Below are 23,712 nucleotides of genomic sequence, written 5' to 3'. Positions count from 1 at the left end.
CCTGACCGGCGGCCCGGCCGCGGACCGGCCACTTCGTGGCCGTCCCTCCCTAGGGGTCGGGAGTGCGGTGGGTGGGTTGGGTGGGTTGTTGAAGACGGGGACGGGGACGGGTTGTTGTGGGTCCGGTCAGAAGCTGTGTTCTGGGCCGGGGAAGGTGCCTTGGCGGACTTCGGCGGCGTAAGTGGCTGCGGCGGTGCGGAGTTCGTCGCCTACGTTGCCGAAGCGCTTGACGAACTTGGCGGTCTTGCCGCTGGTGTAGCCGGCCATGTCCTGCCAGACCAGCACCTGGGCGTCGCAGTCGGCGCCCGCGCCGATGCCGACGGTCGGGATGGTCAGCTTGCGGGTGACCTGGCCCGCGATCTCGGCGGGGACCATTTCCATGACCACCGAGAACGCACCGGCCTCCTGCACGGCGATCGCGTCGGCGACCAGCTGCTCGGCGCCGTCGCCTCGGCCTTGGACACGGAAACCGCCCAGGGTGTTCACGCTCTGCGGGGTGAACCCGATGTGGGCCATCACGGGGATGCCCGCGGAGGTGATCAGCGCGATCTGCTCGGCGACCCGTTCGCCGCCTTCGAGCTTCACCGCGTGCGCGCCGCCCTCCTTCATGAAGCGGATGGCGGTCGCCAGAGCCTGCTGCGGCGAGGACTCGTAGGTCCCGAACGGCAGATCGGCGACGACCAGCGCGTGCGGGGCGCCGCGCACGACACCGCGCACGAGCGGGATGAGCTCGTCGACGGTGATCGGCACGGTGGTGTCGTAGCCGTAGACGACATTGGCGGCCGAATCGCCGACCAGGAGCACGGGGATACCGGCTTCCTCGAACAGCCGCGCGGACGAGTAGTCGTAGGCCGTCAGCATCGACCAGCGCTCACCGTCGGCCTTCATCTGCTGGAGATGCTGGACGCGGGTCTTGCGGCGTGGCTTGTTGTCGGCGGGAGTGGCACCGTAGGCAGGAGTCTGCTCATCGGATACGGACATCATCGTCCCTTTCGTCTGGTTCCTCGAGGCCCATACCGGGTCCCCGGGCTTTTCTGACCATCTCAGTGTGCCACCTGCGCCCGCACGGGTTTAAGGCCCGGCGCCGGTGTGATCGGTCACACCAGCGATTCGGTTACCGTGATGCGAGCCCATTCGGGCGCATTGTGTGCGCCGCAGGGCGCGGAAAGGTGGGCCCACTGTGCAGCGAGGCCGGCTCGTCGTGCTCCTCGGCGCTGTCTCTGCGTTGATCGTCACCGGATGCGGCACCGGCGGGGACAGCGCACCGCGTGCTGAACTGCCTCCGCCCCCACCGGGCCTGAACAGCTTCTACGACCAGCAGATCGATTGGGGCTCGTGCGAGAGCTACGGCAGCCCGGAGGACCGGCTGCCACCCAAAACCGAGTGCGCGCGGATCACCGTGCCGATCGACTACGCGCGCCCGGACGGCCCGACCGCCCAGATCGCCCTCTCCCGGATCCCGGCCACCGGCGAGAAGGTCGGCTCGCTGCTGATGAACCCGGGCGGGCCCGGCGTCTCCGGCCTGTCGATGGTCGGTGTCGGCAACCGCACCGAACTGGCGGAGAAGTTCGATCGGGTCGGGTTCGATCCGCGCGGTGTCGGCTCGTCGCTGCCCTCGATCGTCTGCCTCACCCCGCAGCAGGCCGACGCCGAACGTGCCGAGCCGCCCACCGACAACACGCCGGCGGGTATCGCCGAGGCCGAGGCCGACAACCGTGAGTACGCCGACCGCTGCGCCCAGCGTTCCGGCGTCGACCTGCTCGGTCACGTCGGTACCCGCGAGGTGATCCAGGACATGGATGTCATGCGGGCCGTGCTCGGCGACGCGAAACTGAGCTACCTCGGCTACTCCTACGGCACCCGCCTCGGTTCGGCCTACGCCGAGAAATACCCGCAGAACGTGCGCGCGCTCGTTCTCGACGGCGCCGTCGACTCCTCGCAGGACCCGGTCCAGGAGTCACTGCGTCAGGCGGCGGGCTTCCAGGGCGTGTTCACCGCCTACGCCACCGACTGCGCGAAGAACGCCGACTGCCCGCTCGGCACCGACCCCGCCCAGGCCGTCACCCGTTTCCGCGAGCTGGTCGGACCGCTGGAGAAGACTCCGGCGCCGACCACCGACCCGCGCGGCCTCAGCTACAACGACGCGATCACCGGCGTCCAGCAGGCGCTGTACAGCGACGACCTGTGGCAGATCCTCACCCAGGGCCTCACCGAACTGCGCGCGGGCAGTGGCGACACCCTGCTGCAGCTGGCCGATATGTACGACGGCCGCCGCCAGGACGGCACCTACGCCAACACCCAGGACGCCTTCAACGCGATCCGCTGCGTCGACGATCCGCGCGTCACCGATCCCGCGGTGACCGGCCGTCAGGACACCGAGTACCGCAAGGCCGCCCCGTTCCTCGACGACGGCAAGGGCACCGGCGCCGCCCCGCTGGAACTGTGCGCTGCCTGGCCGGTGCCCAACACCAGCACCCCGCATCGCGTCTCGGCCCCCGGGCTGCCGCCCACCGTCGTGGTCTCCACCACCGACGACCCGGCCACGCCGTATCAGGCCGGTGTCGACCTGGCCGCACAGCTGGGTGCCGACCTGATCACCTTCCGTGGCAATCGGCACACCGCCGCTCTGGTGGCGGGCGATCAGTGTCTCGACACCGCGGTGATCGACTATCTGGTCGATCTCGCCACGCCCGCGCCCGGTCTCACATGCTGAGAGCCACATTTACTCACCGCGCCCCGTCGTGGCCGGTGAGATGTGCGAACGATGTGACGAGATCGCAAACCCGTCTCCGTATGTAACACGGATTTAACGCCGGGTGCTTACGCTCGCCGGTATGGATCGCCAGAAGGAATTCGTGCTGCGGACGCTCGAAGAGCGGGATATCCGCTTCGTCCGTCTCTGGTTCACCGATGTGCTGGGCTACCTCAAGTCCGTCGCCATCGCCCCCGCCGAGCTCGAAGGCGCCTTCGAGGAGGGCATCGGCTTCGACGGCTCGGCCATCGAAGGCTTCGCGCGCGTGTCCGAGGCGGACATGGTCGCGCGGCCCGATCCGTCGACCTTCCAGGTGCTGCCGTGGGCCAGCTCCAAGGGTCACCAGCACTCGGCGCGGATGTTCTGCGACATCACCATGCCCGACGGTTCGCCGTCCTGGGCCGACCCGCGCCACGTGCTGCGCCGTCAGCTGAACAAGGCCGCCGACGCGGGCTTCAGCTGCTACGTGCACCCCGAGATCGAGTTCTTCCTGCTGGAGAACAAGCTCAAGGACGGCTACGAGCCGACCCCGGCCGACAACGGCGGCTTCTTCGACCAGGCCGTGCACGACGCGGCGCCGAACTTCCGCCGCCATGCCATCGACTCGCTCGAATCGATGGGCATCTCGGTCGAGTTCAGCCACCACGAGGGCGCTCCCGGCCAGCAGGAGATCGACCTGCGCTACGCCGACGCGCTCTCGATGGCCGACAACGTGATGACGTTCCGCTACCTGATCAAAGAGGTGGCGATCGACGAGGGCGTGCGCGCGACGTTCATGCCCAAGCCGTTCTCCCAGTACCCCGGCTCGGCCATGCACACTCACATGAGCCTGTTCGAGGGCGAGAACAACGCCTTCGCCGATCCCGACGACCCGAACAACCTCTCGGGCACCGCGCGCTCGTTCATCGCAGGCATCCTCGAGCACGCCCCCGAGATCAGCGCGATCACCAACCAGTGGGTCAACTCCTACAAGCGGCTGATCCACGGTGGCGAAGCCCCGACCGCGGCCTCGTGGGGCCGGTCCAACCGGTCGGCGCTGGTGCGGGTGCCGATGTACACCCCGAACAAGTCGTCGTCGCGGCGCGTCGAGATCCGCAGCCCTGATTCCGCCTGCAATCCGTACCTGACCTTCGCGGTGCTGCTGGCCGCGGGTCTGCGCGGTATCGAAAAGGGCTACACGCTGCCCCCCGAGGCCGAGGACGACGTGTGGTCGCTGACCGACGCCGAGCGTCGCGCCATGGGCTTCCGCACCCTGCCCGGCACCCTCGACGAGGCCCTGCAGGCGATGGAGCGCTCCGAGCTGGTCGCCGAAACCCTCGGCGAACACGTCTTCGACTTCTTCCTGCGCAACAAGCGCCGTGAGTGGGCCGACTACCGCTCACAGGTCACTCCCTGGGAGCTGAAGGAATACCTGAGTCTCTGAGTGATCCCGGGCCGCCTTGATCCGGGCTGACCGGATCAAGGCTTCCAGGCCGAAAGCCCGCGGAGTCAGCCGCTAGGATCACAGCTATGGTCCGGCCACCGACTGCCCGCTCCGCTGTACCCGGCGTCGGCCGGCTCGGTTTACTCGAACCGACAGCGGCGGCTTCCCTGCATCAACTCGGCTGGGACAACGTCGACGGGGTGCCGGTGCTCTGGGCACTCTCGCGTTCGCCCGATGCCGACCTCGCCCTGTCCATGCTGGTGCGGCTGCGCGAATCGCTCGAAGACGAATGGCCCGAACTGGATTCGGCGATCCGTTCCGACACCACATTGCGCGGCAGGCTGTTCGGTTTGCTCGGCTCGTCGACGGCGTTCGGCGACCATCTGGTCGCTGCCCCGGCGGCGTGGAAAGTGCTGCGCGAGAACGAACTTCCCAGCCGTGACGAACTGATCGCCGATCTGCTCGACGCCGTCGACGCGGCGCCGGAGACCGGACCCAACGCGGGGCCGATGCTGTTCCGTGCCGGGATCGCCGGTCCGGAGGCGGTCGCCTTGCTGCGCGGCAGGTACCGCGATCAGCTGATGTTGCTGGCCGCGGTCGACCTCGCCTCCACCGTCGAGAACGAACCGGTGCCGCCGTACCTGGTGGTCGGCAAGCACCTGTCGGATCTGGCCGATGCCGCGCTCACCGCCGCCCTGTCGGTCGCGGTGGCCAGGGTGTGTAAGAACGGCCCGGTGCCGGTGCGTCTCGCGGTGATCGCGATGGGCAAATGTGGTGCGCGAGAACTGAATTACGTCAGCGACGTCGACGTGGTGTTCGTCGCCGAACCGGCCGACGCGACCGCGACCCGGCTCGCCGCGGAGATGATGAGCGTCGCGAGTTCGGCCTTCTTCGAGGTCGACGCCGCACTGCGCCCCGAGGGCAAGGCGGGGGCACTGGTGCGCACCCTCGACTCCCACCTCGCCTACTACAAGCGGTGGGCGCGCACCTGGGAGTTCCAGGCGCTGTTGAAGAACCGGCCGATGACCGGCGATATGGAACTCGGCAAGCAGTACCGCGACGCGCTGATGCCGATGGTCTGGACCGCATCGGAACGCCCCGACTTCGTCGCCGACGTCCAGGCCATGCGCCGCCGGGTCGAGGACCTGGTCCCCGCCGACATGCGCGAGCGCGAGCTCAAGCTCGGCGCGGGCAGCCTGCGCGATGTCGAATTCGCCGTGCAGCTCCTGCAATTGGTGCACGGCCGGGTCGACGAGGCACTGCACGTGACCAATACCGTCGAAGCGCTCACGGCCCTCGCCGCGGGCGGCTACGTCGGCCGTGAGGACGCCGCCAACCTCACCGCCTCCTACGAATTCCTGCGCCTGCTCGAACACCGCCTGCAATTGCAACGGCTCAAGCGCACCCACACCCTGCCCGCGGCCGATGACGAGGAGGGCATGCGCTGGCTGGCCCGCGCCGCCCACATCCGGCCCGACGGCCGCCAGGACGCGGTCGGCGTGCTCGATACCGACATCCGCCGCAACGCCGTGCGAGTCCGGCGGTTGCACGCGAAACTGTTCTATCGCCCGCTGCTGGACGCGGTCGCCCGGATGGACTCCGACGCGCTGCGCCTGAGCCCCGACGCCGCCGTCCGCCAGCTCGCCGCCCTCGGCTACGGCGCACCGGCCAACGCGCTCGGCCATCTCAAAGCGCTCACCGGCGGCGTCTCGCGCAAGGGCCGCATCCAGGCACTGCTGCTGCCCACTCTGCTCGAATGGCTCGGTGACACACCGAATCCCGACGCCGGGCTGCTCGCGTACCGCCGGGTGTCGGAGGGGCTCGACGACCAGATCTGGTTCCTGCGCGTGCTGCGTGACGAGGGCGCGGTGGCCCAGCGTCTGATGATCGTGCTCGGTTCCTCGGAGTACCTGCCCGATCTGCTGATCAACGCGCCCGACACCATCCGGATGTACGCCGACGGGCCCGGCGGTCCGCAGCTGCTCAGCACGAAACCCGAAGACGTCGCCCGCGGCATGCAGACCGCGGCCGCCCGCTATGACGACCCGAAACGTGCTGTCGCGGCGGCACGTTCACTGCGCCGCCACGAACTGGCCAGGGTCGCCTCGGCCGATGTGCTCGGCATGCTGGACGTCCCGCAGGTGTGCGCGGCGCTGTCGTCGGTGTGGGTCGCGGTGCTCGAGGCGGCGCTGAGCGCGGTCATCCGCGCCTCGGAGGCCGAACGCGCAGCGCCCGCGCCCGCCGACTTCGCGGTGATCGGCATGGGCAGGCTCGGCGGGATGGAACTGGGCTACGGCTCCGACGCCGACGTGCTGTTCGTCTGCGATCCGCGCCCCGGTGAAGACGAGGCCACGGCCGTGAAATGGGCCAACGGGATCGCCGAGAAGGTGCAGCGGCTGCTCGGCGCACCGAGCGTCGACCCGCCGCTGCAGGTCGACGCGGGCCTGCGCCCGGAGGGCCGCAACGGGCCCCTCGTGCGAACGCTGACCGCCTATCAGGCCTATTACGCGCAATGGGCCCAGCCGTGGGAGGTGCAGGCGCTGCTGCGCGCGCACCAGGTGGCGGGCGATCAGGATCTGGGCGTGCGCTTCCTGCACGTCATCGACCCGATCCGCTATCCGACCGGCGGGGTGTCGGAGGAATCGGTCCGCGAGATCCGCCGCATCAAGGCGCGCGTCGACTCCGAGCGGCTTCCGCGCGGTGCCAACCCGTCGACCCACACCAAGCTGGGCCGCGGCGGCCTGGCCGATATCGAATGGACCGTCCAGCTCCTGCAACTGCGCCACGCGCACGAGATACCCGCGCTGCACAACACCTCGACCCTGCAGTCGCTCGACGTGATCGAAGCCGAGGGCATCCTCGAGCCCGAGGACGTCGCGCTCCTGCGTGAATCGTGGATCACCGCCACCGCCGCCCGCAACGCCCTCGTCCTGGTCAAGGGCAAGCCGACCGACCAGCTCCCCGGCCCGGGCCAGCTGCTCTCGGCGGTGGCCCGAGTAGCCGGCTGGCCCAACGACGACGGCAGCGAGTTCCTCGACACCTACATGCGCATCACCCGGCGCGCGAAGGCCGTCGTCGAGCGCGTGTTCGGGGGATAGTCCGGACATGAAAAAGCCCCGCACCACTGGTGCGGGGCTTTTTCAGTTCACGCCGAAATCAGATGGCGCGGACGTCCTGGGCCTGAGGGCCCTTCTGGCCCTGGCCGACCTCGAACTCCACCCGCTGTCCCTCTTCGAGGGACTTGAAGCCCGAGCCGCCGATAGCCGAGTAGTGAACGAAGACGTCGGGGCCGCCTCCGTCTTGGGCGATGAAGCCGAAGCCCTTTTCGCCGTTGAACCACTTGACGGTGCCTTGAGTCATGTTTTAAAAGTCTTTTCCGTAGGTGAGCCATGGCGATCACTTGCGATCAGCCCAGTCTCAGCAACCCAGTATGCCATACTCGCCAGCAAACCGCGCCTCGCGATCTGTCACACCGCGATGTGGGCGGCGTATGCCGTGGAAAACCGGCGTGTTGCGTCGGTCGGCAACCAATGCCTGCGCCCCTGTCACATCGCGTCGCGGACTGTGCCAATCTGGGCGGTATGGGTGAGATGAACGCGGGGCGTGGCGGGCACGTCGACCTGGCCATGCGGGTGCTCGACGCGCACGTGGCGTTCACCAAGCAGCAGTTGCGTGAACCCGCCGGGTTCCTCGAGTTCGTCACCGAGGAGATCGACGGCGCGCTCGAGGAGGCCGCGGAGCTGACCCTCGCGCAGGCGGTGACCCGTGAGCAGATCAAAGCGGTCGCGCACAAATTCGCCGTCCAGGTTCCTGTCGAGGGCGCGATTCCCGAACTCGTCGGTGAGATCGCCACCCGCCTGTACAACCATCGCGCCAACGACGAGATCGAGGTCGGTGAGCTCGTCGACAACCGCCGCTTCGACGAGCTGGTCGACGGCGTCGCCGATCTGGATCTCACCCACCGGCTGGTGCGGCTGGTGCTCAACAGCCCGGTGACCGTCGACGCGTGCGTCGAGGCGGTCCAGCGCGCGGTGGTCACCGCGGTCGACGACGGTTTGCACCCCGAAGGCGGCGGCCTGGCCAGGACGCTGCGCGGTGCGCTGTCGCGCCTGGCCGAACCGGCGATGCCCGCGATCGAGCACGGCGTCGGCAGGCTCACCCGCACCGGTGCGCGATTCGTGTTGCGCGGCAACAGCGGTGACGCCGACGAGGTGTTGCTCGACAGCGCGCGCGAGACCTGGCGCAAACACACCGGCGACGCGGTCGGCTCGTTCCGTGATCTGGTCTCGGCCACCGACGTCGAAGACATCGTCGTGCTCGTCTTCGAATTCTGGCGCACCTTCCGCGATACCGACTACTTCCGTGCCCTGCTCGACGAGGGCGTGGACCACGTCTTCGACAAATACGGCGACACCCCCCTTGCCGAATTACTGGCTGAGCTGGGCGTAGGGCGCGCGGAGATGCTCGAGGAGGCGCTGCGTTTCGGCCCGCCGGTCCTCGAAACACTCGACGAGCGTGGTTATCTCGACACCGTGCTGCGTCGCAGGCTGGCGCCGTTCTACGCTTCGGACGCCTTCCGGGCCGCGGTGTCCGGGATGGAGTAATCGCGCCAGTTCCGTTCGGCCGCTGGCATGTCGGGATGTGTCGGTACGATTCGTGCAACGATGGGGCGCTTGTCTGCCACCGGATCTCGATCGAAAGGCTGCCGTGACACGTCTGTCCACCCTGCTCGACCAGATCGACTCCGGTGCTGTGCTGCTGCCCGAATTCCAGCGTGGCTACGTGTGGAACCGCGACCAGGTGCGTGGACTCATGCGGTCGCTGTATCTCGGGTATCCGGTCGGTGGGTTGCTGGTGTGGGAGACCGGGTCCGAGGAGATCGCGGTACGCGGGTCGACGACCGGCTCGGGGCTGCGCCAGTTGCTGCTCGACGGTCAGCAGCGCATCACCACCCTGTACGGGATCATGCGCGGGACAGCGCCGTCGTTCTTCGAAGGCGACGAGATCGCCTTCACCGGTCTGCATTTCGATGTCGAGCGTGAGCTCTTCGAATTCCAGGTGCCCGGCCGCGACACCGCGCCGGCCTGGATCGACATCACCGAACTGTTCGCCCAGGGGCCGATGCACTACCTGGCCAGGTTCCCGGACGAGTCACCGGAAACCCTTGCCCTCTATCTCGATCGGCTGAACAAGGTTCGCGAGGTGGCCAACCGCGAGTTCAACGTCGAGACCATCACCGGATCGGATCGCACGGTCGACGAGGTGGTCGACATCTTCAACCGGGTCAACTCCGGCGGCACCAAACTGTCCAAGGGCGACCTCGCGCTGGCCACCCTGTGCGCGCAGTGGCCGCAGGCCCGCGGCAACCTGCGCGACCACCTGATCCGCTGGGACAAAGACGGCTACACGTTCACCCTGGACTGGTTGCTGCGCAACGTGATCGCCGTCGGCAACGGCCGCGCGCACTTCGACGCACTCGGCGATCTGGCGCCCGCGGAATTCGAGCAGGCCCTGGTGGCCACCACGAAACAGGTCGACACCTTCCTCGACACGGTGGCGGGCCGGCTCGGCCTCGACCACGACCGAGTCCTGATGGGGCGCTACGCGATTCCCGTGATCACTCGCCTGCTGTTCCTCAACGGCGGCCGCTTCGACGACGACCTGCACCGCGACCGGGTGCTGTACTGGTACGTGCATTCCGCGCTCTGGGGCCGGTTCAGCGGCTCCACCGAGACGTTCCTGCAACAGGACTACGACACGCTCGAACGCGGCGGCATCAACGCGCTGATCGGCTCGCTGGAACGGCTGCGCGGTGGCTCGCTCGACCTGTGCGCCGACGATTTCGCCGGTGCCACTCGCGGTTCCCGGTTCTATCCACTGCTGTACATGCTGACCCGCGTCGACGGTTCCCGCGATCTCGGCACCGGGACCGAACTCGGCATCGAGCAGTTCGGCGAGCGCACCCCGGTGCAGGTGCACTACCTGTTCCCGAAAACCCTGCTGCGCGATGCCGGTTACGAACGCAACGAGATCAACGCGATCGCCAACTTCTGCTTCCTCGGCCCCGGCTCCGAGGCCGAGCTCGGCGAGCGTGAGCCCGCCGACTACTTCGCCGAGGTGGAACGGCGCAACCCGGGTGTGCTCGCCTCGCAGTGGATTCCGACCGATCCGTCGCTGTGGCGGGTGGAGAACTACCGTGAGTTCCTGCGGGCCCGCCGCAAGATGCTCTCCGCCTCGGCGGACGCGTTCCTCGAAAAGCTGCGCACCGGCAAACTGCACCGCCCGACCCTGCTGACGGTGGGTGTGGCCGGGGTGACCATCGGCGATCCCGCGGTGGACCAGGTCAACGCGCTCGTCGACGATCTCGTCGCCGACGGCTTCGGCTTCCCGCTGCTCGACAGTGAGGTCTCCGACCCGGTCACCGGCCGCGAACTCGCTGTCGCCGAAGCCTTTTGGCCCGAGGGCCTGCAACCGGGCGTCGGCATGCCGGTGGTGCTCGTGCTCGAGCCGTCCAATGCCGACCTCACCCGTTTCGCACAGCTGGGCTACGCGGTGTTCACCTCTGTCGACGCCCTGCGCGGCTATGTCGACAACCTGCGCGTGGAAGCCTCCGGCGACAGCGGCATCGACGGCCCGGTCGGCGATCTGGCCGCGTTGGCCGACCGTCTGCCCGCCACCTGGGTCGGCAATTCCGAACAGGTCTGGTTCCGCTTCGCCTGGAACCTGCTGGAGCGCGACCGCGCCGAGGGCCCCGACGCGCTGCTCGGTCCCGAACAGCTCGCCCTGCGCTACATCGCTCTGTGGGCGCTCACCCGCACCTTCTACATCCACGCTTTCGACCAGGGCAACCCCGGCGAATGGCGCTACTACCTCGGCGACGCCATCGGCCCGAGCCCGCTGGTCCCACGTGCGTGGCTGGCTCAGCGGGCCGTCGAATCCGGTGCGCTGGCCCCCGGCATGCCGCCCGGCGACGAAGACATCGCGATCGCGCTCGTTCACGGCGTCATCGAGACCGTCGACGAGGTCGCCACCACGCTGTCCCACCTTCTCGGCGGGCCCGGATTGTTCGCCTCGCTGTGGGCGTCGGCGGGCGCGGCCGAACACTACGGCTACCCCCTGTCCACCGATCAGATCAACGACCTCATCAACCAGGTGGTCAACGATCCCGAGTCCCGAAAGATCCAGGCCTACAACTGGATCGAGGCAGGTCTGCCGCTCTAGGGCCTACCGGTCGCGCGCTGGAAGGTCGAGACGAAGTCGGTCAGCGCGGTGCGGTCCTCGAGGTCGGCCGGTCGGTAGCCGCGGTCGGCTTCGACGGTGATCGCGGTGCCCGCGCCGACGCGCAGCTCATCCCAGCAGACCGGGAGAACCGGGAGCTGCACGGTGCGCTCACCGACGGTCAGGGTGATCGCCGAGGTGTACTTGTTCGCGACGGTCATCAGCTCCTCGACGGCCCGCTCGGTGAGTGGACCCGCGGCGGAGAATTCTTCGAGGTACACGGTCACCTCCCTTCCGGCGGCCAGTGTAGGTCCTCGCGGAGTTCCCAAGACAGCCGCAAGCGACCTGAAAGCGGCGCCGCTTAGGGTGACCTCATGATGCGTAAACGGTTGGAACGAGCGTTGCTCGTCCTGGGGTGGGGCGCGGTGGTCGCGGCGGTGGCCGGGATCGTGTTGCATGTCGTGGACTGGCGCCAGAAGTCGATGGTGCTGTTGGCGTCGGGGGCGATGTGGTTGATGCTCGGTGCGGTCGTGGGGCTGTTGCTGTTGCTGCTCGCCCGAGGCTGGCGCAGCTCAGGGGCGGCGGCACTGGTGCTGGCCGGTGCCGCGTGGTTGGTGGTGCCGTCCTACATTCCGGAGGCCAGGGCCGCCGATGGGCCGGAACTGGTGGTGATGCAGTCGAACATCCTGTTCGGCAAGGCCGATCCGGTCGCCGTGGTCGGTGCCGTGCGGGAGAACAACGTCGACGTGCTCACCGTCGAGGAGTTGACCATCGACTCGATCACGGGTCTGCGTGTGGCCGGACTCGAAGAACGACTGCCCTACTCCTACCTGGAACCGGCGCAGTCCGGTGGTGGCGGCACCGGCATCTACAGCCGATACCCGTTGCGCGACACCAAGAAATACGACGGCTTCATCATGAGCAACATCTCCGCGACGATGGAACATCCACAGCGTGGACCGATGCCGGTCTTCGCTTTCCATCCGATTCCGCCGAACCTCGACTTCGGCGCCTGGTCGGCCGAGATGCGCCGGGTCGACGAGATCCTCGCGGCGACCAGCGCACCGGCGATCGTCGGCGCGGATTTCAATGCCACGCACGATCATTCGGCGTATCGCGCGCTGCTCGACGGCGCGTTCGCCTCGGCCGCGGACCAGACCGGCGACGGTGTCCTGCTCACCTACCCGGCGGATCGCCGGTGGGGACCGGTGATCGGGATCGATCACATCCTCGTCGCAGGTGGGGTGGCCGAACAGATCCGCACGCTCACCATCCCCGGCTCCGACCATCGCGCGGTGCTGGCCACGATCCGAATGGACCTGTGACAGCGGTCGTTTACCATGTGAGCGCTCGATCGCGGACCGCTAGGCGTCCGCGTCATTTTTGGGGAGGACAGCGCATGAGAAGACATCGGTTCGGCGCGACCATGGCAGCTTTGATGAGTATCGGCATGCTCGTATCCGGTTGCGGCGCGACAACTGTCGCGAGCGACCAGGCGCAGCCGATCATGGACAATCCATGGGAGGTGGCGGGCGCGGCGTCGTCCACCGGTCCCAGCGGGTCGCGTCCCGGTGTGCCCGACACCGACAAGAAGGCCGACAACGGCGACAACGGCAAGATCGACAAGCTTGCTCTCAACGCCATCGCCGACATCGAAGAGTACTGGCAGACAGAGTATTCCAAGACTTTTCGCGGCAATTTCAAGCCCGCCTCGAAGTACATCTCGTGGTCGGCGAAAGCGCCGGAGTCGGAGTCGGTGCAGTTCTGCAAGAGCAGCACCTACAAGCTGGTGAACGCCGCGTACTGCCCGCTCGACCACACCATCGGCTGGGACCGCACCGTCCTGCTGCCGCTGCTGGTCGACAAGTACAAGGAGATGTCGGTGGTGATGGTGCTCGCCCACGAATACGGGCACGCCATCCAGTCCCAGGCCGACCTGTTGCGCGGGTTCCTCACCGACGCGCTGGTCAAGGAGCAGCAGGCCGACTGCCTGGCCGGTGTGTTCCTTCGCCATGTGGCAGAGGGCAATTCGAAGCACTTCACGCTCAACACCACCGACGGGCTCAACGGTGTGCTCGGCGCGACCGTCGCCGTGCGCGACCGCGACCCCAATGATCCCGACGCCGTGCACGGTTCGGCGTTCGAACGGGTGACGGCGGTGCAGATGGGTTACACCCAGGGCGCCAAGTCGTGCAAGGACATCAACGAGGACGAGATCGAGAAGCGTCGAGCCGGTCTGCCCGTCACCTTCGAAGAGGGGGAGCGCGACGAGCAGCTGCCGGTGAACAAGGAGACCCTGACCACCCTCGCGGCCCAGCTCGGCAAGTCGATGCCGGTGAAGACCGCGCCGAAGTTCGACTACGCCGGCGTCACCCGTAACTGCGCGTCGACGACCACCACCGAGCCGGTGTCCTACTGCCCGGGCTCGAACATCATCGGTACCGATGTCCCGGCCATGGCCAAGCGTGCGGGGGAGGGGTCCAGTGCCAAGGAGGAGCCGCTGTCAGCGGTCGTCACCGGCGACTACAACGCGGCCGCGGTCTTCGTGTCCCGCTATGCCCTCGCGGTGCAGCAGGATCGCAAGCTGTCGCTGTCGGGCGCCGAGTCGGCGGGCCTGCGCACGGCGTGCCTGACGGGCGTGCTCACCACGAAACTCAGTGAGCCGAACAGCGATCCGCGCCTGTCGGCCGGTGACCTCGACGAGGCGGTCTCGGGCCTGCTCGCCGACGGTCTCGCCGCCTCCGACGTCAACGGCAAGGTGGTGCCGAGCGGATATCAGCGCCTCGAGGCGTTCCGCACCGGCGTCCTCAGCGGCGAGCAGGCCTGCCTGAACCAGTTCAAGTAGTCAGCGCGATGTAGGCAGTGACCGCAGGGAGCTGAGGGTGTTCGCCACCGCGCGGGCAGCCTCGGCTCCCTTGGTCACGAAGTGGTTGGTGTAGTAGTCCACGTGCTCGCTGTGCTCGTGGAAGTGGTGCGGGGTGAGCACTACCGAGAACACCGGTACATCGGTGTCGAGCTGCACGCGCATCAGGCCGTCGATCACCGCGGAGGCGACGAAGTCGTGGCGGTAGATGCCGCCGTCGACGACCAGGGCAGCGGCGACGATCGCGTCGTAGCGGCCGGTGCGGGCCAGGCGTTGGGCATGCAGCGGGATCTCGAAGGCGCCGGGGACGTCGAACACTTCGACGACCTCGGGATCGAACCCGAAGCCGGTGTATTCGGCGAGGAAGCCCTCGTGCGCCTTGTTGACGATGGAGCTGTGCCAGCTGGCGCGGATGAAGGCAACGGCGCCGGTAGACGTGGTCATGAGTGGTAAGTCTACTAGTGTCGCCCGAGCAAAAACTTACTGACCGGTAACATGGGTTGACAGCCAGTCGGTGACATCGCCGAGCACCTTCGCGCGCTCGGGCTCGTTGAACACCTCGTGGTAGAGCCCGGGATAGCGCAGCACTGTCACGTCGGTCGAGCCCGCGTCACGTTCGAGCAGATCGGCGCTCGACGGTGACGCGATCACGTCGGCGGTGCCGTGTACTACCAGCAGCGGCGCGGTGAGCGCGCCGAGACGCTGCTTCACCAGCGCGGTGTGCTGCAGGATCTCCACCGCGGTGCGCGCGGGCAGCTTGCCGCGGTACACCAGCGGGTCGTCGTCGTAGGCGCGCACCACCTCGGGATCGCGGCTGATCGTGGACGAATCCAGGGTCAGCACACCGAGATTCGGTGCGAACCGGGTGAGCAGGGGAGCGGCGAGGCGCTGGAGCGGATTGCCGAGCGGGATGTCGAGCGGCGGCGCGGACACGACGATGCCCGCCACGTCGACCGGTCCACGGGTCGCCTGGTGCAGGACCACCAGGCTGCCCATCGAATGCCCGAGCAGGAATCGGGGGACACCGGGATGGGCGGCGCCCGCGAGATCGAGCAGGGTCGCGACATTGTCGGCGGCGCCCTGCATCGAACCGATATTGGCCGCCGGGCCCTCGGACAGGCCGTGCCCGATGTGGTCGAGCGCGTAGACCGCGAAGCCGGCCTCGGCCAGGGTGGTGCCGACGTGTTCGTAGCGGCCCGAGTGTTCGGCGACGCCGTGCACCAGCACCACCACCGCGCGCGGTGCGGACTCCGGTTGCCATGCGCGCCAGGCGATCTTGCCGCCGTGGCCCGCGAACTCGCCGGTGTCGGTCGTCATCGGGGCGCTCCTCCTGCTTCGGGCGCCGCGGCGAGCCGCTCGATGAGACGCCGGTTGAACTCGATCAGCCGAGCGTAGTTGAGTCGCGAGATCCGCTCGTCGGTTCCGTGGATCCGTTCCAGATCCGCCGCGGTCAACACGATCGGCGCGAAGTTGCAGCGGGTCGCGGCCAGGCCGTCGTAGTGGCGTGAATCGGTGGCGCCGGGCACGATCCCGGTGGTGGTCACGATCCCGGGCACCACGCTCGACGCCAGCTCGGCGACCATGTCGAACGCCGGACCCGGCCCGTGGAACCGCGAGGGCTCCGACGCGGGCCCGACGAGGTCGATCGCCACGCCGATATCGCGGATCACCCTGGTGCAGTGCGCCAGCACCGCTGCCACCGAATCACCGGGCAGGATACGGAAATTCACCAGCGCCTCGGCGCTCTGCGGGAGCACATTGGCCTTCACCCCGCCGCTGATCACGGTGGGCGCGGTGGTGGTGCGCACCAGCGCCTCGGTGGTCGGGCCCGTCGCCATGATGCGGGCGACGAGCGGTCCGGCCAGTTTGGACAGCCCGCGTGCGTCGGTGAGCTCGAGCAGCCGGCGTCGTGGTTCGGGCAGCGCCTCGCGCATGCGGGCGAGCATGTCGCTGATCACCGGCGTCAGCCGCAGTGGCATCGGATGGTCCTGCACGCGCGCGACCGCGCGTGCCAGCCGTCCCACCGCGGTCTGCTTGCCGGGCATCGAGGAGTGCCCGCCGGTCTCGGTGACCGAAAGCCGTACCGTCGCATAGCCCTTCTCGCCGAGCATGATGCTGGCCACCGGCCGGTCGACCCCGTCGGCGACGCCGTCGGTGATCACCCCGCCCTCGTCGAGCAGCAGCTCCGCGCGCACGTCCTGGTCGCGCAGGTGCTGGGCCATCCGGACCGCGCCGCCGTCACCGAAGACCTCTTCGTCGTGACCGAAGGCGAGGAACATGGTGTGGCGCGGGCGAATTCCGGTTTCCAGCGCCGACTCGACCGCTTCCAGGACGGCGAGCACGCGGCTCTTGTCGTCGATCGCGCCACGGCCCCAGATGAATTCGTCGTCGACGACACCGTCGAACGGGGGATGGGTCCAGCGTTGCGCGTCGTCGACCGGCACCACGTCCTGGTGGGCGAGCAGGATCGCCGACACCGCACCCGGCTCGGCGCCCTCCCAGCGGTAGAGCCTGCTGTGACCGAAGGTCGTCAAGGTCAGTTCGGCGTGCACGCGGGGGAACGATGTCTCGAGGTGGGTGGCCAGCCGCGCGAACTCCGCGGTGGCGGTGTGCGCGGGATCTTCGGTCGACACCGTCACGCACTGCAGCGCGACAGCCAGCCGCTGGGCGACCTCGTCATCGACGCCCTCGGTGACGGGGGCCGGGGTGGGGTTCTCGGTGATCGGGCGCATCTCAGCCATTGTGGCCCGTGGCGAGGACCCACGCCCGCCGAACGTGCCCGAAACGCCGGGATCGTCGCGCGGTGTGATGCGGTCAGACGCCCCGGCGGCGCGCCATCTAAGCTGACACCATGGCAGGAGGCAAGGGCGGCAAGCCGTCGAAGGAAGCCAGGGCCGCGGCTAAAGCGGCCCGTAAGCAGGCATCACGCGAGCGTCGTCAGCAGTTGTGGCAGGCGTTCAACATGCAGCGCAAGGAAGACAAGGCGCTGCTGCCGCTGATGATCGGCGCACTGGTCGGCACCACGGTGGTCTTCTTCCTCATCGGGCTGATCTTCGACATGCAGTGGTTCCTGCTGCCGCTGGGTCTGCTGCTGGGTGTGCTGCTGGCATTCATCCTGTTCGGGCGCCGCGTGCAGAAGAACGTGTACCGCAAGGCCGAGGGCCAGGCGGGCGCCGCGGCGTGGGTGCTGGAGAACCTGCAGGGCAAGTGGCGGGTCGCCAACGGCGTCGCCGCGACCACCCAGCTCGACGCCGTGCACCGCGTGATCGGCCTGCCCGGGGTGATCTTCGTCGCCGAGGGTTCGCCGCAGCGGGTCAAATCGCTCATTCAGCAGGAGAAGAAGCGCACCGCCCGCCTGGTCGGTGACACCCCCATCTACGAAGTGATCGTCGGCAATGAGGAAGGTCAGACTCCCCTCAAGGAGCTGCAGAAGTACCTCACCAAGCTGCCGCGCAACATCGACGTCAAGCGGATCGACCAGATCGAGGGCAGGCTCTCGGCCCTGAGTTCGCGCAGTGGTCCCGCGATGCCGAAGGGCCCGATGCCCCCCGGTGCGAAGATGAAGGGCATGCAGCGCGCGATCCGTCGCCGCTGACCCACTCCCGCCGCGAGCCCGTCACCTTCTCAGGTGACGGGCTCGCGCCGTTTCAGGCGTTGGGCGAGCGGCCGGTCAGCAGCCACAGAACCCGGTCGTATGCCAGTAGGTGGTAACCGGCGAGAACAGCCGCCGAGATCAACGCCAGGCGCGGCAGCGAAGCGGCCCACAGTGCGGCGGCGCCACCGAAGAGCACCGTGAACTCGACGAGCAGCCGGACCGGGCCGGAGACGGGCACCGGTGAACCGCCGCCGCGTCCCGGATCGTCGGGCAGGGTGAACACGCCCCACAGCGTCGCGGCCGCGATCGGCAGTACCACCACGAGCAGGTACCGCCATGGTGAGTCGAAGGCGCGCCATCCGTAGACGCCGAACGAGGCGATGGCGATCAATTCGAGCAGAAAACGTACGGCCAACATGGCCGGATTCAGTGACACGGCCTGATCGTAGGGCCGCGCGCGGCTACGAGCGGGCCCAACGGCTCAGCGAGCGTTGACCAGCGCCGTCCCGGTCGCCCGGTCGTGCATGCCGCGACCGTCGGCATCGGTGAACAGCGCGGGCACCACGAACACCAGCAGTACCTGCCTGGCCAGCGCGCGCACGAATCCCACCGCCACCGGAGCGTCGATGCGCAGCACCCGCAGCTTCATGAAGTACTGGCCCGGGGTGAACCCGAACAGCGTCACCGCGGCCACGCCGACCACGAACCACACCAGCAGCGGCACCGACGACGACACGAAGCTGCGGGTGATCACCGCGGCGATCCCGACGGCGATGAACCAGTCGATGAACAGCGCGACGACCCGTCGCCACGTCGGGGCGAGCGATCCCGCTCCCTCGCGCGGCAGCCCATACAGCTCACCGGGGTAGCCGGAGATGTCCGAGTCGCCGGGTTCGCCCGGGGATCCGGATAGCCATGTGCCGGTAATACGCGCCATGGGACCCAGGATAGTGGCGCGCGATCGGTCGCCCACGACCGCATTAATGGAGGTCACGTCAGCGTGGGATCACGCGGATGGCAGGATTAGCGTGAAGATCGCGCCCGGATGGCTGACATCACCCAGGCATCCGGCTCGCGTAACACTGGCGAAACATAGCCTTGACTGTTGGGAAACACCGCGTCCTTAGCGTCAGGTCGCGACGAACCCCTTCGTAGCGACTGCGCGCAGGTCGTTCGAAAGGGCCAGCATCGCGACTGGCTGGGAACCGATTCGTAAGGAGAGCAAGTGACGTTCAGCACGGCCGAAGAGGTCATCCAGTACATCAAGGAAGAGGACATCGAATACGTCGATATCCGCTTCTCCGACCTGCCCGGCGTCCAGCAGCACTTCTCGATCCCGGCCAAGGCGTTCACCGCCGACCTGGCGGAAGAGGGTCTGGCGTTCGACGGCTCCTCGGTGCGTGGCTTCCAGTCGATCGACGAGTCGGACATGCTCCTGCTCCCCGACTTCAGCACCGCCCGGATCGACCCGTTCCGCGCCGCGAAGACGCTCAACCTGAACTTCTTCGTGCACGACCCGTTCACCCGTGAGGCGTACTCCCGCGACCCGCGCAACATCGCGCGCAAGGCGGAGGAGTACCTGCGTTCGACCGGTATCGCCGACACCGCCTTCTTCGGCGCCGAGGCCGAGTTCTACATCTTCGACGGCATCCGTTACGGCTCCGGCATGAACGGCTCGTTCTACGAGATCGAGTCCGTCTCCGGTTCGTGGAACACCGGCAAGGAGTTCAACCCGGACGGCAGCCGCAACCTCGGCTACAAGGTCCGCAACAAGGGTGGCTACTTCCCCGTCGCCCCGTACGACCACTACGTCGACCTGCGCGACGAGATCTCGACCAACCTGCAGAACGCGGGCTTCGAGCTCGAGCGCGGCCACCACGAGGTCGGCACCGCCGGTCAGGCCGAGATCAACTACAAGTTCGGCACGCTGCTCTCGGCGGCGGACGACCTGCAGCTGTTCAAGTACATCGTGAAGAACACCGCGTGGAAGGCCGGCAAGTCGGTCACCTTCATGCCGAAGCCCCTCTTCGGCGACAACGGCTCGGGCATGCACGTGCACCAGTCGCTGTGGAAGGACGGCAAGCCGCTGTTCCACGACGAGGCCGGCTACGGTGGCCTGTCGGATCTGGCGCGTCACTACATCGGCGGCATCCTGCACCACGCCCCGTCGCTGCTGGCGTTCACCAACCCGACCGTCAACTCGTACCACCGTCTGGTGCCGGGCTACGAGGCCCCCATCAACCTGGTGTACTCGCAGCGCAACCGCTCGGCCGCCGTGCGTATCCCGGTGACCGGCAACAACCCGAAGGCCAAGCGCATCGAGTTCCGCGCGCCTGACTCCTCGGGCAACCCGTACCTGGCCTTCGCCGCCATGATGATGGCCGGCCTGGACGGCATCAAGAACAAGATCGAGCCGATGGCCCCGGTCGACAAGGACCTCTACGAGCTCCCGCCGGAGGAGGCCAAGAACATCCCCCAGGCCCCCACCAGCCTGGCCACGGTCATCGACCGCCTCGAGGCAGACCACGACTACCTCACCGAGGGCAACGTCTTCACGCCTGACCTCATCGAGACCTGGATCAGCCTCAAGCGTGAGAACGAGATCGCCCCGGTCAACCTGCGTCCGCACCCGTACGAGTTCGAGCTCTACTACGACGTGTGATCCTGACCTGCGGGAACGGGCCTGATCGGTCTGCTCGGTACGCAGTAAGTACGCAGTAAACAGTTTCGAGTCCACCCGTTCCGTGATCACAGAATGCGATCACGGGACGGGTGGACTCGTCTGTATTAAGGCATAGATGCCCGGATGTGTCGAGGTAGTGCGCTATGAACCACCGAGCGACATGGACGTCACCGTGCGCGTCGAGCAACCGTCCGGCGCGGGCTGCCCTGCCAGACGCTCATCGATCCAACGCAGGACCGCGGGAGTCGCGCTGATCGCGAGACTGACGTGCTCGCTCAATTGGTCCCGCGTATACGTGATTCGCGCCCCCGATGCGCACCACTGTGCCACCGCCTTGTCGGGCCCCGCGATGGTGACGATCTCGTCGTGCACGGCGTTGTAGAGGAACAGCGGCGCGGTCTGTGACGAGGGGCTGAAGTCCAGCTCGGTCAACGACTCTTGTATCTGCTCGATGAGTTGCGAAAAAGGAATCGTCAGGTAGTCGTCCATGCGCAGGAACGCGTGCTGAGCCACGTTCGGCGTCACGCATTTGCTGTCCCCCGCAGCCATCAGCGCTTGCCCGGCAGGCGTCAGATATTTGTCGAAGGTCGCCGCCAGACGTGGATCGGCGCGCAGCATGCCCGGCAGGAGCGACGGCAGGAAACCGGAGAACGGACCGGCATCGAGCGTCCCCATGTAGCTGCCGATGGGCGCTGTCCCGCCACCCATGGCGACGCCGACCAGTCGTATTTCGGGAGCGTAGGTCGGCTGCACGTGCGCGACCCAGCTGGTGCCGTACGCACCGCCGGAGTAGCCCATCGCGGCAACCGGAGTATCGGTGCCGGACAGGCCGAGCGGGGCGAATTCCTGGGCCGCGCGCACTCCGTCGAGCGCGGCGTAACCCGGCTGCCTCGGGGCGAACAGCGTCCCCTTCGGCCCCTCCCAGTCGGGTACGGAAATCGCATGACCCGACGACAACATCTGGTCGATCTGAATGAGATCCAGTGAGGAGTCGTACTTGTCAGGCGCTCCTTGTCGGAGCACGTAGGAGGGCGCGCACTGTGGGGCCGAGGCATCCGTGGCAGCCTGATAGGTGATCAATCCTTTGACCTGCCCGGTTCGTGGGCGCAGCACCGTCGTCACGGTTGCCATGGGTCGGCCGTCGGTATCTGTCGTTCGATACAGCAACTGCCAGGCGTCGGCGTGCTGCGCCTGTGGCGTCAGCGAGGCCACCTCGACGGGTCGCGAATTCAGGATGGCGCCCGGTGCCTGCGAGTCCCAGCCCGACGGCGGGGTGTAGAACGGGTCGTTCTGCGGAGTGGTCAGCGGATCCGCACCACCGACCGCCATGGGAGTACCGGTCAAGCACAACACGGCCGACACCGCGATCAGGGCCGAGCGCAGCTGACCGCGCTTGACCACTGAACACGGTGCACCACAGGCTGATACGACACTGTCTACCATTCGGACTTCCCTCCCTGGAGGGGACCGTTCCCGTGAATCCCCCTGAAGGCAGCCAGATTACATCCCCTGATCCGGATGAATACCCGAACTGACGACGAAGTTGGTCCCTCGATCAGTTCGCCCGCAGCGAGCGATCTGGCCGCGTTGTCGGGGGCGCTTGTTTCGTTTGTCTACTCGACTACGAGGCGCGTCACGTGTGTCGAGGAACGGATTCGGCCAACGCCGTTCGGGCGTCGGTCAGATGCTGGGCGAGGTCGCCGCCTTCGTGGAGCCAGACTCGGTACGCGGAGAAGAAGCACGCCATCCCGATTTTCGCCCACAGGGCCGGCCGCACGTCGCTGTCGACAGCGACGCCCAGTTGGCCGGCCAGGTGGTGTTCGATGAGCTTTTCCACGGCGGCCTGTTTGGCCAGGTCGCGGGCTTGTAGCGCCGGCGTGCTGGTGATCAGGGCGTCGCGGGTGCGTGCCTGTGCGAGTTGTTCGCCGCCGAATCTGCTGATCAGTGGGGTGATGACGACGGCGAGGGTGGTTTCGGGATGTTCACCCTCGGGGCGTTCGGCGAGCAGTCGGGCCAGGTCGGCACGCAGGTCATCGTCTTCGGGGAAGACCAGCTCTTCTTTGCTGGTGAAGTAGCGGTGCAGGGTTCGGGTGCCGACTTCCGCGGCCGCCGCGATCTCGGCGACGGTGACGCCGTCGAAGCCTCGTTCGGCGAACAGGCGGAACGCGGTGTCGACGATGGACTGCCTGGTCCGTTCCCGTTTGAGTTCCCGCAGCGACATCGAGACAGTGTCGCACGACGCCTCTATCTGGCAGACTGTGCCATATGACATCAAGTGACAGAACATTCGTGGTCACCGGCGGCACGAGCGGTCTCGGCTACGAATGCGCCAGGAACCTCGCGCTCGACCCGAGCAACACGGTGGTGATCACCGGTCGCGACGCGATGCGAACTCGGGAACTGGCTGCGACGATCGGCGCGCGCGGCATGGCACTCGACCTGTCCTCGCGCGCGTCGGTCAGCGCTTTCGTGGCCGAACTGGTCGCCGCCGACCTACCGCCACTGTCCGGCCTGGTGTGCAACGCGGGCGCGCAGTTCACTCGTCGGACCCTCACCGTCGACGGCATGGAGGCGACTTTCGCCACCAACCACCTGGGTCATCTCGGTCTCGTCATCGATCTTCTCGACCACCTCACCGCACCCGCGCGAATCATCATGGTGTCCTCGGGAACTCATGATCCCGAGCAGTTCACCGGGATGCCGCACCCACTGCGCGCCACCGTCCGCGAACTCGCTTACCCGCCGCCACCGACCGAACCGGCACAGCGCGACGCCCGCCGCCGGTACACCACTTCGAAGTTGGCGAACCTCCAGACCGCCTACCACCTCGCTCGCGAGTTGGCCCCACGCGACATCACTGTGAACGCGTTCGACCCGGGCTTGATGCCTGGAACCGGATTGGCCAGGGACGCGAGCGCTGTCCAGCGACTGGCCTGGAAGACGATCGCCCGCGCCCTCGTCGTGCTCCCCGGTGTTCGCACGCCGCGCGGGTCCGGCGCGGACCTCGCGTGGCTGGTCGCAGCATCGGATCGCGAGGGAATCACCGCTCAGTACCTGGTGGGCCGCACACCGGTCCGATCATCGATGGCGTCCTATGACGAGCCGGTGCAGCAGGCTCTCTACCGGGACAGCCTGGATCTGCTCGCCGAGTTGGATGCTCGGGCCGGCAGCTGATCGG

General features: G+C 67.5%; 20 protein-coding genes. 10 read left to right on the top strand and 10 right to left on the bottom strand.

Annotation, left to right across the window (positions count from 1 at the left end; genetic code table 11):
• Positions 1–126: 126 nt before the first annotated feature.
• Complete coding sequence (panB, locus tag ACWF99_RS33265) at positions 127–981, bottom strand: 3-methyl-2-oxobutanoate hydroxymethyltransferase (RefSeq protein ID WP_378639174.1); 855 nt, start codon at positions 979–981, stop codon at positions 127–129.
• A 199-nt stretch (positions 982–1,180) separates the two neighbouring features.
• On the opposite strand from panB, the gene ACWF99_RS33260 reads away from it, so the two are divergent.
• The 3 genes from ACWF99_RS33260 (at position 1,181) to ACWF99_RS33250 (ending at position 7,273) form a co-directional block, all read left to right on the top strand.
• Entirely contained in the window at positions 1,181–2,713 is a 1,533-nt protein-coding gene (locus tag ACWF99_RS33260) for an alpha/beta hydrolase (protein ID WP_378639176.1), read from the top strand.
• A 121-nt stretch (positions 2,714–2,834) separates the two neighbouring features.
• A complete protein-coding gene (glnA, locus tag ACWF99_RS33255; protein ID WP_378639179.1) occupies positions 2,835–4,175 on the top strand; it encodes a type I glutamate--ammonia ligase in 1,341 nt (446 codons plus the stop codon).
• 86 nt (positions 4,176–4,261) lie between these two features.
• Positions 4,262–7,273 carry a bifunctional [glutamine synthetase] adenylyltransferase/[glutamine synthetase]-adenylyl-L-tyrosine phosphorylase gene (locus tag ACWF99_RS33250; protein WP_452538335.1) on the top strand — a complete coding sequence of 1,004 codons (3,012 nt, stop codon included), beginning with the start codon at positions 4,262–4,264 and terminating at the stop codon, positions 7,271–7,273.
• A gap of 58 nt (positions 7,274–7,331) precedes the next feature.
• Here the strand turns inward: ACWF99_RS33250 and ACWF99_RS33245 are convergent, their stop codons facing one another.
• A complete protein-coding gene (locus tag ACWF99_RS33245) occupies positions 7,332–7,535 on the bottom strand; it encodes a cold-shock protein (protein WP_056821080.1) in 204 nt (67 codons plus the stop codon).
• Positions 7,536–7,756: 221 nt separating this feature from the next.
• On the opposite strand from ACWF99_RS33245, the gene ACWF99_RS33240 reads away from it, so the two are divergent.
• On the top strand, positions 7,757–8,779 hold the full coding sequence (locus ACWF99_RS33240) for a hypothetical protein (RefSeq protein ID WP_378639184.1): 1,023 nt from the start codon (positions 7,757–7,759) through the stop codon (positions 8,777–8,779).
• Between the two features lie 103 nt (positions 8,780–8,882).
• Positions 8,883–11,396, top strand: coding sequence for a GmrSD restriction endonuclease domain-containing protein (locus tag ACWF99_RS33235; RefSeq protein WP_452538334.1), 2,514 nt, complete (start codon positions 8,883–8,885; stop codon positions 11,394–11,396).
• Here the strand turns inward: ACWF99_RS33235 and ACWF99_RS33230 are convergent.
• A complete protein-coding gene (locus ACWF99_RS33230) occupies positions 11,393–11,674 on the bottom strand; it encodes a hypothetical protein (protein WP_378639189.1) in 282 nt (93 codons plus the stop codon). The genes ACWF99_RS33235 and ACWF99_RS33230 overlap by 4 nt on opposite strands.
• Positions 11,675–11,767: 93 nt before the next feature.
• Here ACWF99_RS33230 and ACWF99_RS33225 point away from each other — a divergent pair, with 93 nt between their 5' ends.
• The gene (locus tag ACWF99_RS33225; protein ID WP_452538333.1) at positions 11,768–12,718 is read left to right on the top strand and encodes an endonuclease/exonuclease/phosphatase family protein; all 951 of its coding nucleotides are present in this window, start codon (positions 11,768–11,770) and stop codon (positions 12,716–12,718) included.
• A 74-nt stretch (positions 12,719–12,792) separates the two neighbouring features.
• Positions 12,793–14,238, top strand: coding sequence for a metallopeptidase (locus ACWF99_RS33220; protein WP_452538332.1), 1,446 nt, complete (start codon positions 12,793–12,795; stop codon positions 14,236–14,238).
• On the opposite strand, the gene ACWF99_RS33215 is transcribed toward ACWF99_RS33220, so the two are convergent.
• Genes ACWF99_RS33215 through ACWF99_RS33205 form a run of 3 tightly spaced genes read right to left on the bottom strand, consistent with a single transcriptional unit; the run spans position 14,239 to position 16,988 of the window.
• The gene (locus ACWF99_RS33215; protein WP_358071185.1) at positions 14,239–14,700 is read right to left on the bottom strand and encodes a 6,7-dimethyl-8-ribityllumazine synthase; all 462 of its coding nucleotides are present in this window, start codon (positions 14,698–14,700) and stop codon (positions 14,239–14,241) included.
• Between the two features lie 36 nt (positions 14,701–14,736).
• Positions 14,737–15,573: an alpha/beta hydrolase gene (locus tag ACWF99_RS33210; RefSeq protein ID WP_452538331.1), complete on the bottom strand. Its 837-nt coding sequence runs from the start codon at positions 15,571–15,573 to the stop codon at positions 14,737–14,739.
• Positions 15,570–16,988 carry a M20/M25/M40 family metallo-hydrolase gene (locus tag ACWF99_RS33205; protein WP_378663616.1) on the bottom strand — a complete coding sequence of 473 codons (1,419 nt, stop codon included), beginning with the start codon at positions 16,986–16,988 and terminating at the stop codon, positions 15,570–15,572. Before ACWF99_RS33205 ends, ACWF99_RS33210 begins: the two co-directional genes overlap by 4 nt.
• A gap of 119 nt (positions 16,989–17,107) precedes the next feature.
• On the opposite strand from ACWF99_RS33205, the gene ACWF99_RS33200 reads away from it, so the two are divergent.
• Positions 17,108–17,851, top strand: a complete 744-nt coding sequence (locus ACWF99_RS33200) for a DUF4191 domain-containing protein (RefSeq protein ID WP_056821069.1) — start codon at positions 17,108–17,110, stop codon at positions 17,849–17,851.
• 52 nt (positions 17,852–17,903) lie between these two features.
• Here ACWF99_RS33200 and ACWF99_RS33195 read toward each other — a convergent pair whose 3' ends face one another.
• Together ACWF99_RS33195 and ACWF99_RS33190 are read right to left on the bottom strand one after the other, a co-directional pair.
• Positions 17,904–18,287 (bottom strand): YrdB family protein, encoded by a 384-nt coding sequence (locus ACWF99_RS33195; RefSeq protein ID WP_452538330.1) that lies wholly within the window; start codon positions 18,285–18,287, stop codon positions 17,904–17,906.
• Between the two features lie 45 nt (positions 18,288–18,332).
• Complete coding sequence (locus tag ACWF99_RS33190) at positions 18,333–18,788, bottom strand: RDD family protein (RefSeq protein ID WP_056821067.1); 456 nt, start codon at positions 18,786–18,788, stop codon at positions 18,333–18,335.
• A gap of 288 nt (positions 18,789–19,076) precedes the next feature.
• On the opposite strand from ACWF99_RS33190, the gene glnA (ACWF99_RS33185) reads away from it, so the two are divergent.
• A complete protein-coding gene (glnA, locus tag ACWF99_RS33185) occupies positions 19,077–20,513 on the top strand; it encodes a type I glutamate--ammonia ligase (protein ID WP_358072623.1) in 1,437 nt (478 codons plus the stop codon).
• A gap of 162 nt (positions 20,514–20,675) precedes the next feature.
• Here glnA (ACWF99_RS33185) and ACWF99_RS33180 read toward each other — a convergent pair whose 3' ends face one another.
• A complete protein-coding gene (locus ACWF99_RS33180) occupies positions 20,676–21,935 on the bottom strand; it encodes a lipase family protein (protein WP_452538329.1) in 1,260 nt (419 codons plus the stop codon).
• A gap of 232 nt (positions 21,936–22,167) precedes the next feature.
• Entirely contained in the window at positions 22,168–22,755 is a 588-nt protein-coding gene (locus ACWF99_RS33175; protein WP_452538328.1) for a TetR family transcriptional regulator, read from the bottom strand.
• Between the two features lie 44 nt (positions 22,756–22,799).
• Between ACWF99_RS33175 and ACWF99_RS33170 the strand changes: the two genes are divergently transcribed.
• Positions 22,800–23,708: an SDR family NAD(P)-dependent oxidoreductase gene (locus ACWF99_RS33170; RefSeq protein ID WP_452538327.1), complete on the top strand. Its 909-nt coding sequence runs from the start codon at positions 22,800–22,802 to the stop codon at positions 23,706–23,708.
• Positions 23,709–23,712: the final 4 nt, after the last annotated feature.

The sequence above is a fragment of the Nocardia sp. NPDC055002 genome (assembly GCF_053608825.1).
This window is presented reverse-complemented; position numbering and strand designations above follow the sequence as displayed.

Excerpts from the sequence above, each read along its gene's own strand:
- panB (WP_378639174.1), bottom strand. The coding sequence starts at position 981 with ATGTCCGTATCCGATGAGCAGACTCCTGCCTACGGTGCCACTCCCGCC.
- glnA (WP_378639179.1), top strand. The coding sequence starts at position 2,835 with ATGGATCGCCAGAAGGAATTCGTGCTGCGGACGCTCGAAGAGCGGGAT.
- ACWF99_RS33250 (WP_452538335.1), top strand. The coding sequence starts at position 4,262 with ATGGTCCGGCCACCGACTGCCCGCTCCGCTGTACCCGGCGTCGGCCGG.
- ACWF99_RS33245 (WP_056821080.1), bottom strand. The coding sequence starts at position 7,535 with ATGACTCAAGGCACCGTCAAGTGGTTCAACGGCGAAAAGGGCTTCGGC.
- ACWF99_RS33240 (WP_378639184.1), top strand. The coding sequence starts at position 7,757 with ATGGGTGAGATGAACGCGGGGCGTGGCGGGCACGTCGACCTGGCCATG.
- ACWF99_RS33225 (WP_452538333.1), top strand. The coding sequence starts at position 11,768 with ATGATGCGTAAACGGTTGGAACGAGCGTTGCTCGTCCTGGGGTGGGGC.
- ACWF99_RS33220 (WP_452538332.1), top strand. The coding sequence starts at position 12,793 with ATGAGAAGACATCGGTTCGGCGCGACCATGGCAGCTTTGATGAGTATC.
- ACWF99_RS33215 (WP_358071185.1), bottom strand. The coding sequence starts at position 14,700 with ATGACCACGTCTACCGGCGCCGTTGCCTTCATCCGCGCCAGCTGGCAC.
- ACWF99_RS33210 (WP_452538331.1), bottom strand. The coding sequence starts at position 15,573 with ATGACGACCGACACCGGCGAGTTCGCGGGCCACGGCGGCAAGATCGCC.
- ACWF99_RS33205 (WP_378663616.1), bottom strand. The coding sequence starts at position 16,988 with ATGCGCCCGATCACCGAGAACCCCACCCCGGCCCCCGTCACCGAGGGC.
- ACWF99_RS33200 (WP_056821069.1), top strand. The coding sequence starts at position 17,108 with ATGGCAGGAGGCAAGGGCGGCAAGCCGTCGAAGGAAGCCAGGGCCGCG.
- ACWF99_RS33190 (WP_056821067.1), bottom strand. The coding sequence starts at position 18,788 with ATGGCGCGTATTACCGGCACATGGCTATCCGGATCCCCGGGCGAACCC.
- ACWF99_RS33175 (WP_452538328.1), bottom strand. The coding sequence starts at position 22,755 with ATGTCGCTGCGGGAACTCAAACGGGAACGGACCAGGCAGTCCATCGTC.
- ACWF99_RS33170 (WP_452538327.1), top strand. The coding sequence starts at position 22,800 with ATGACATCAAGTGACAGAACATTCGTGGTCACCGGCGGCACGAGCGGT.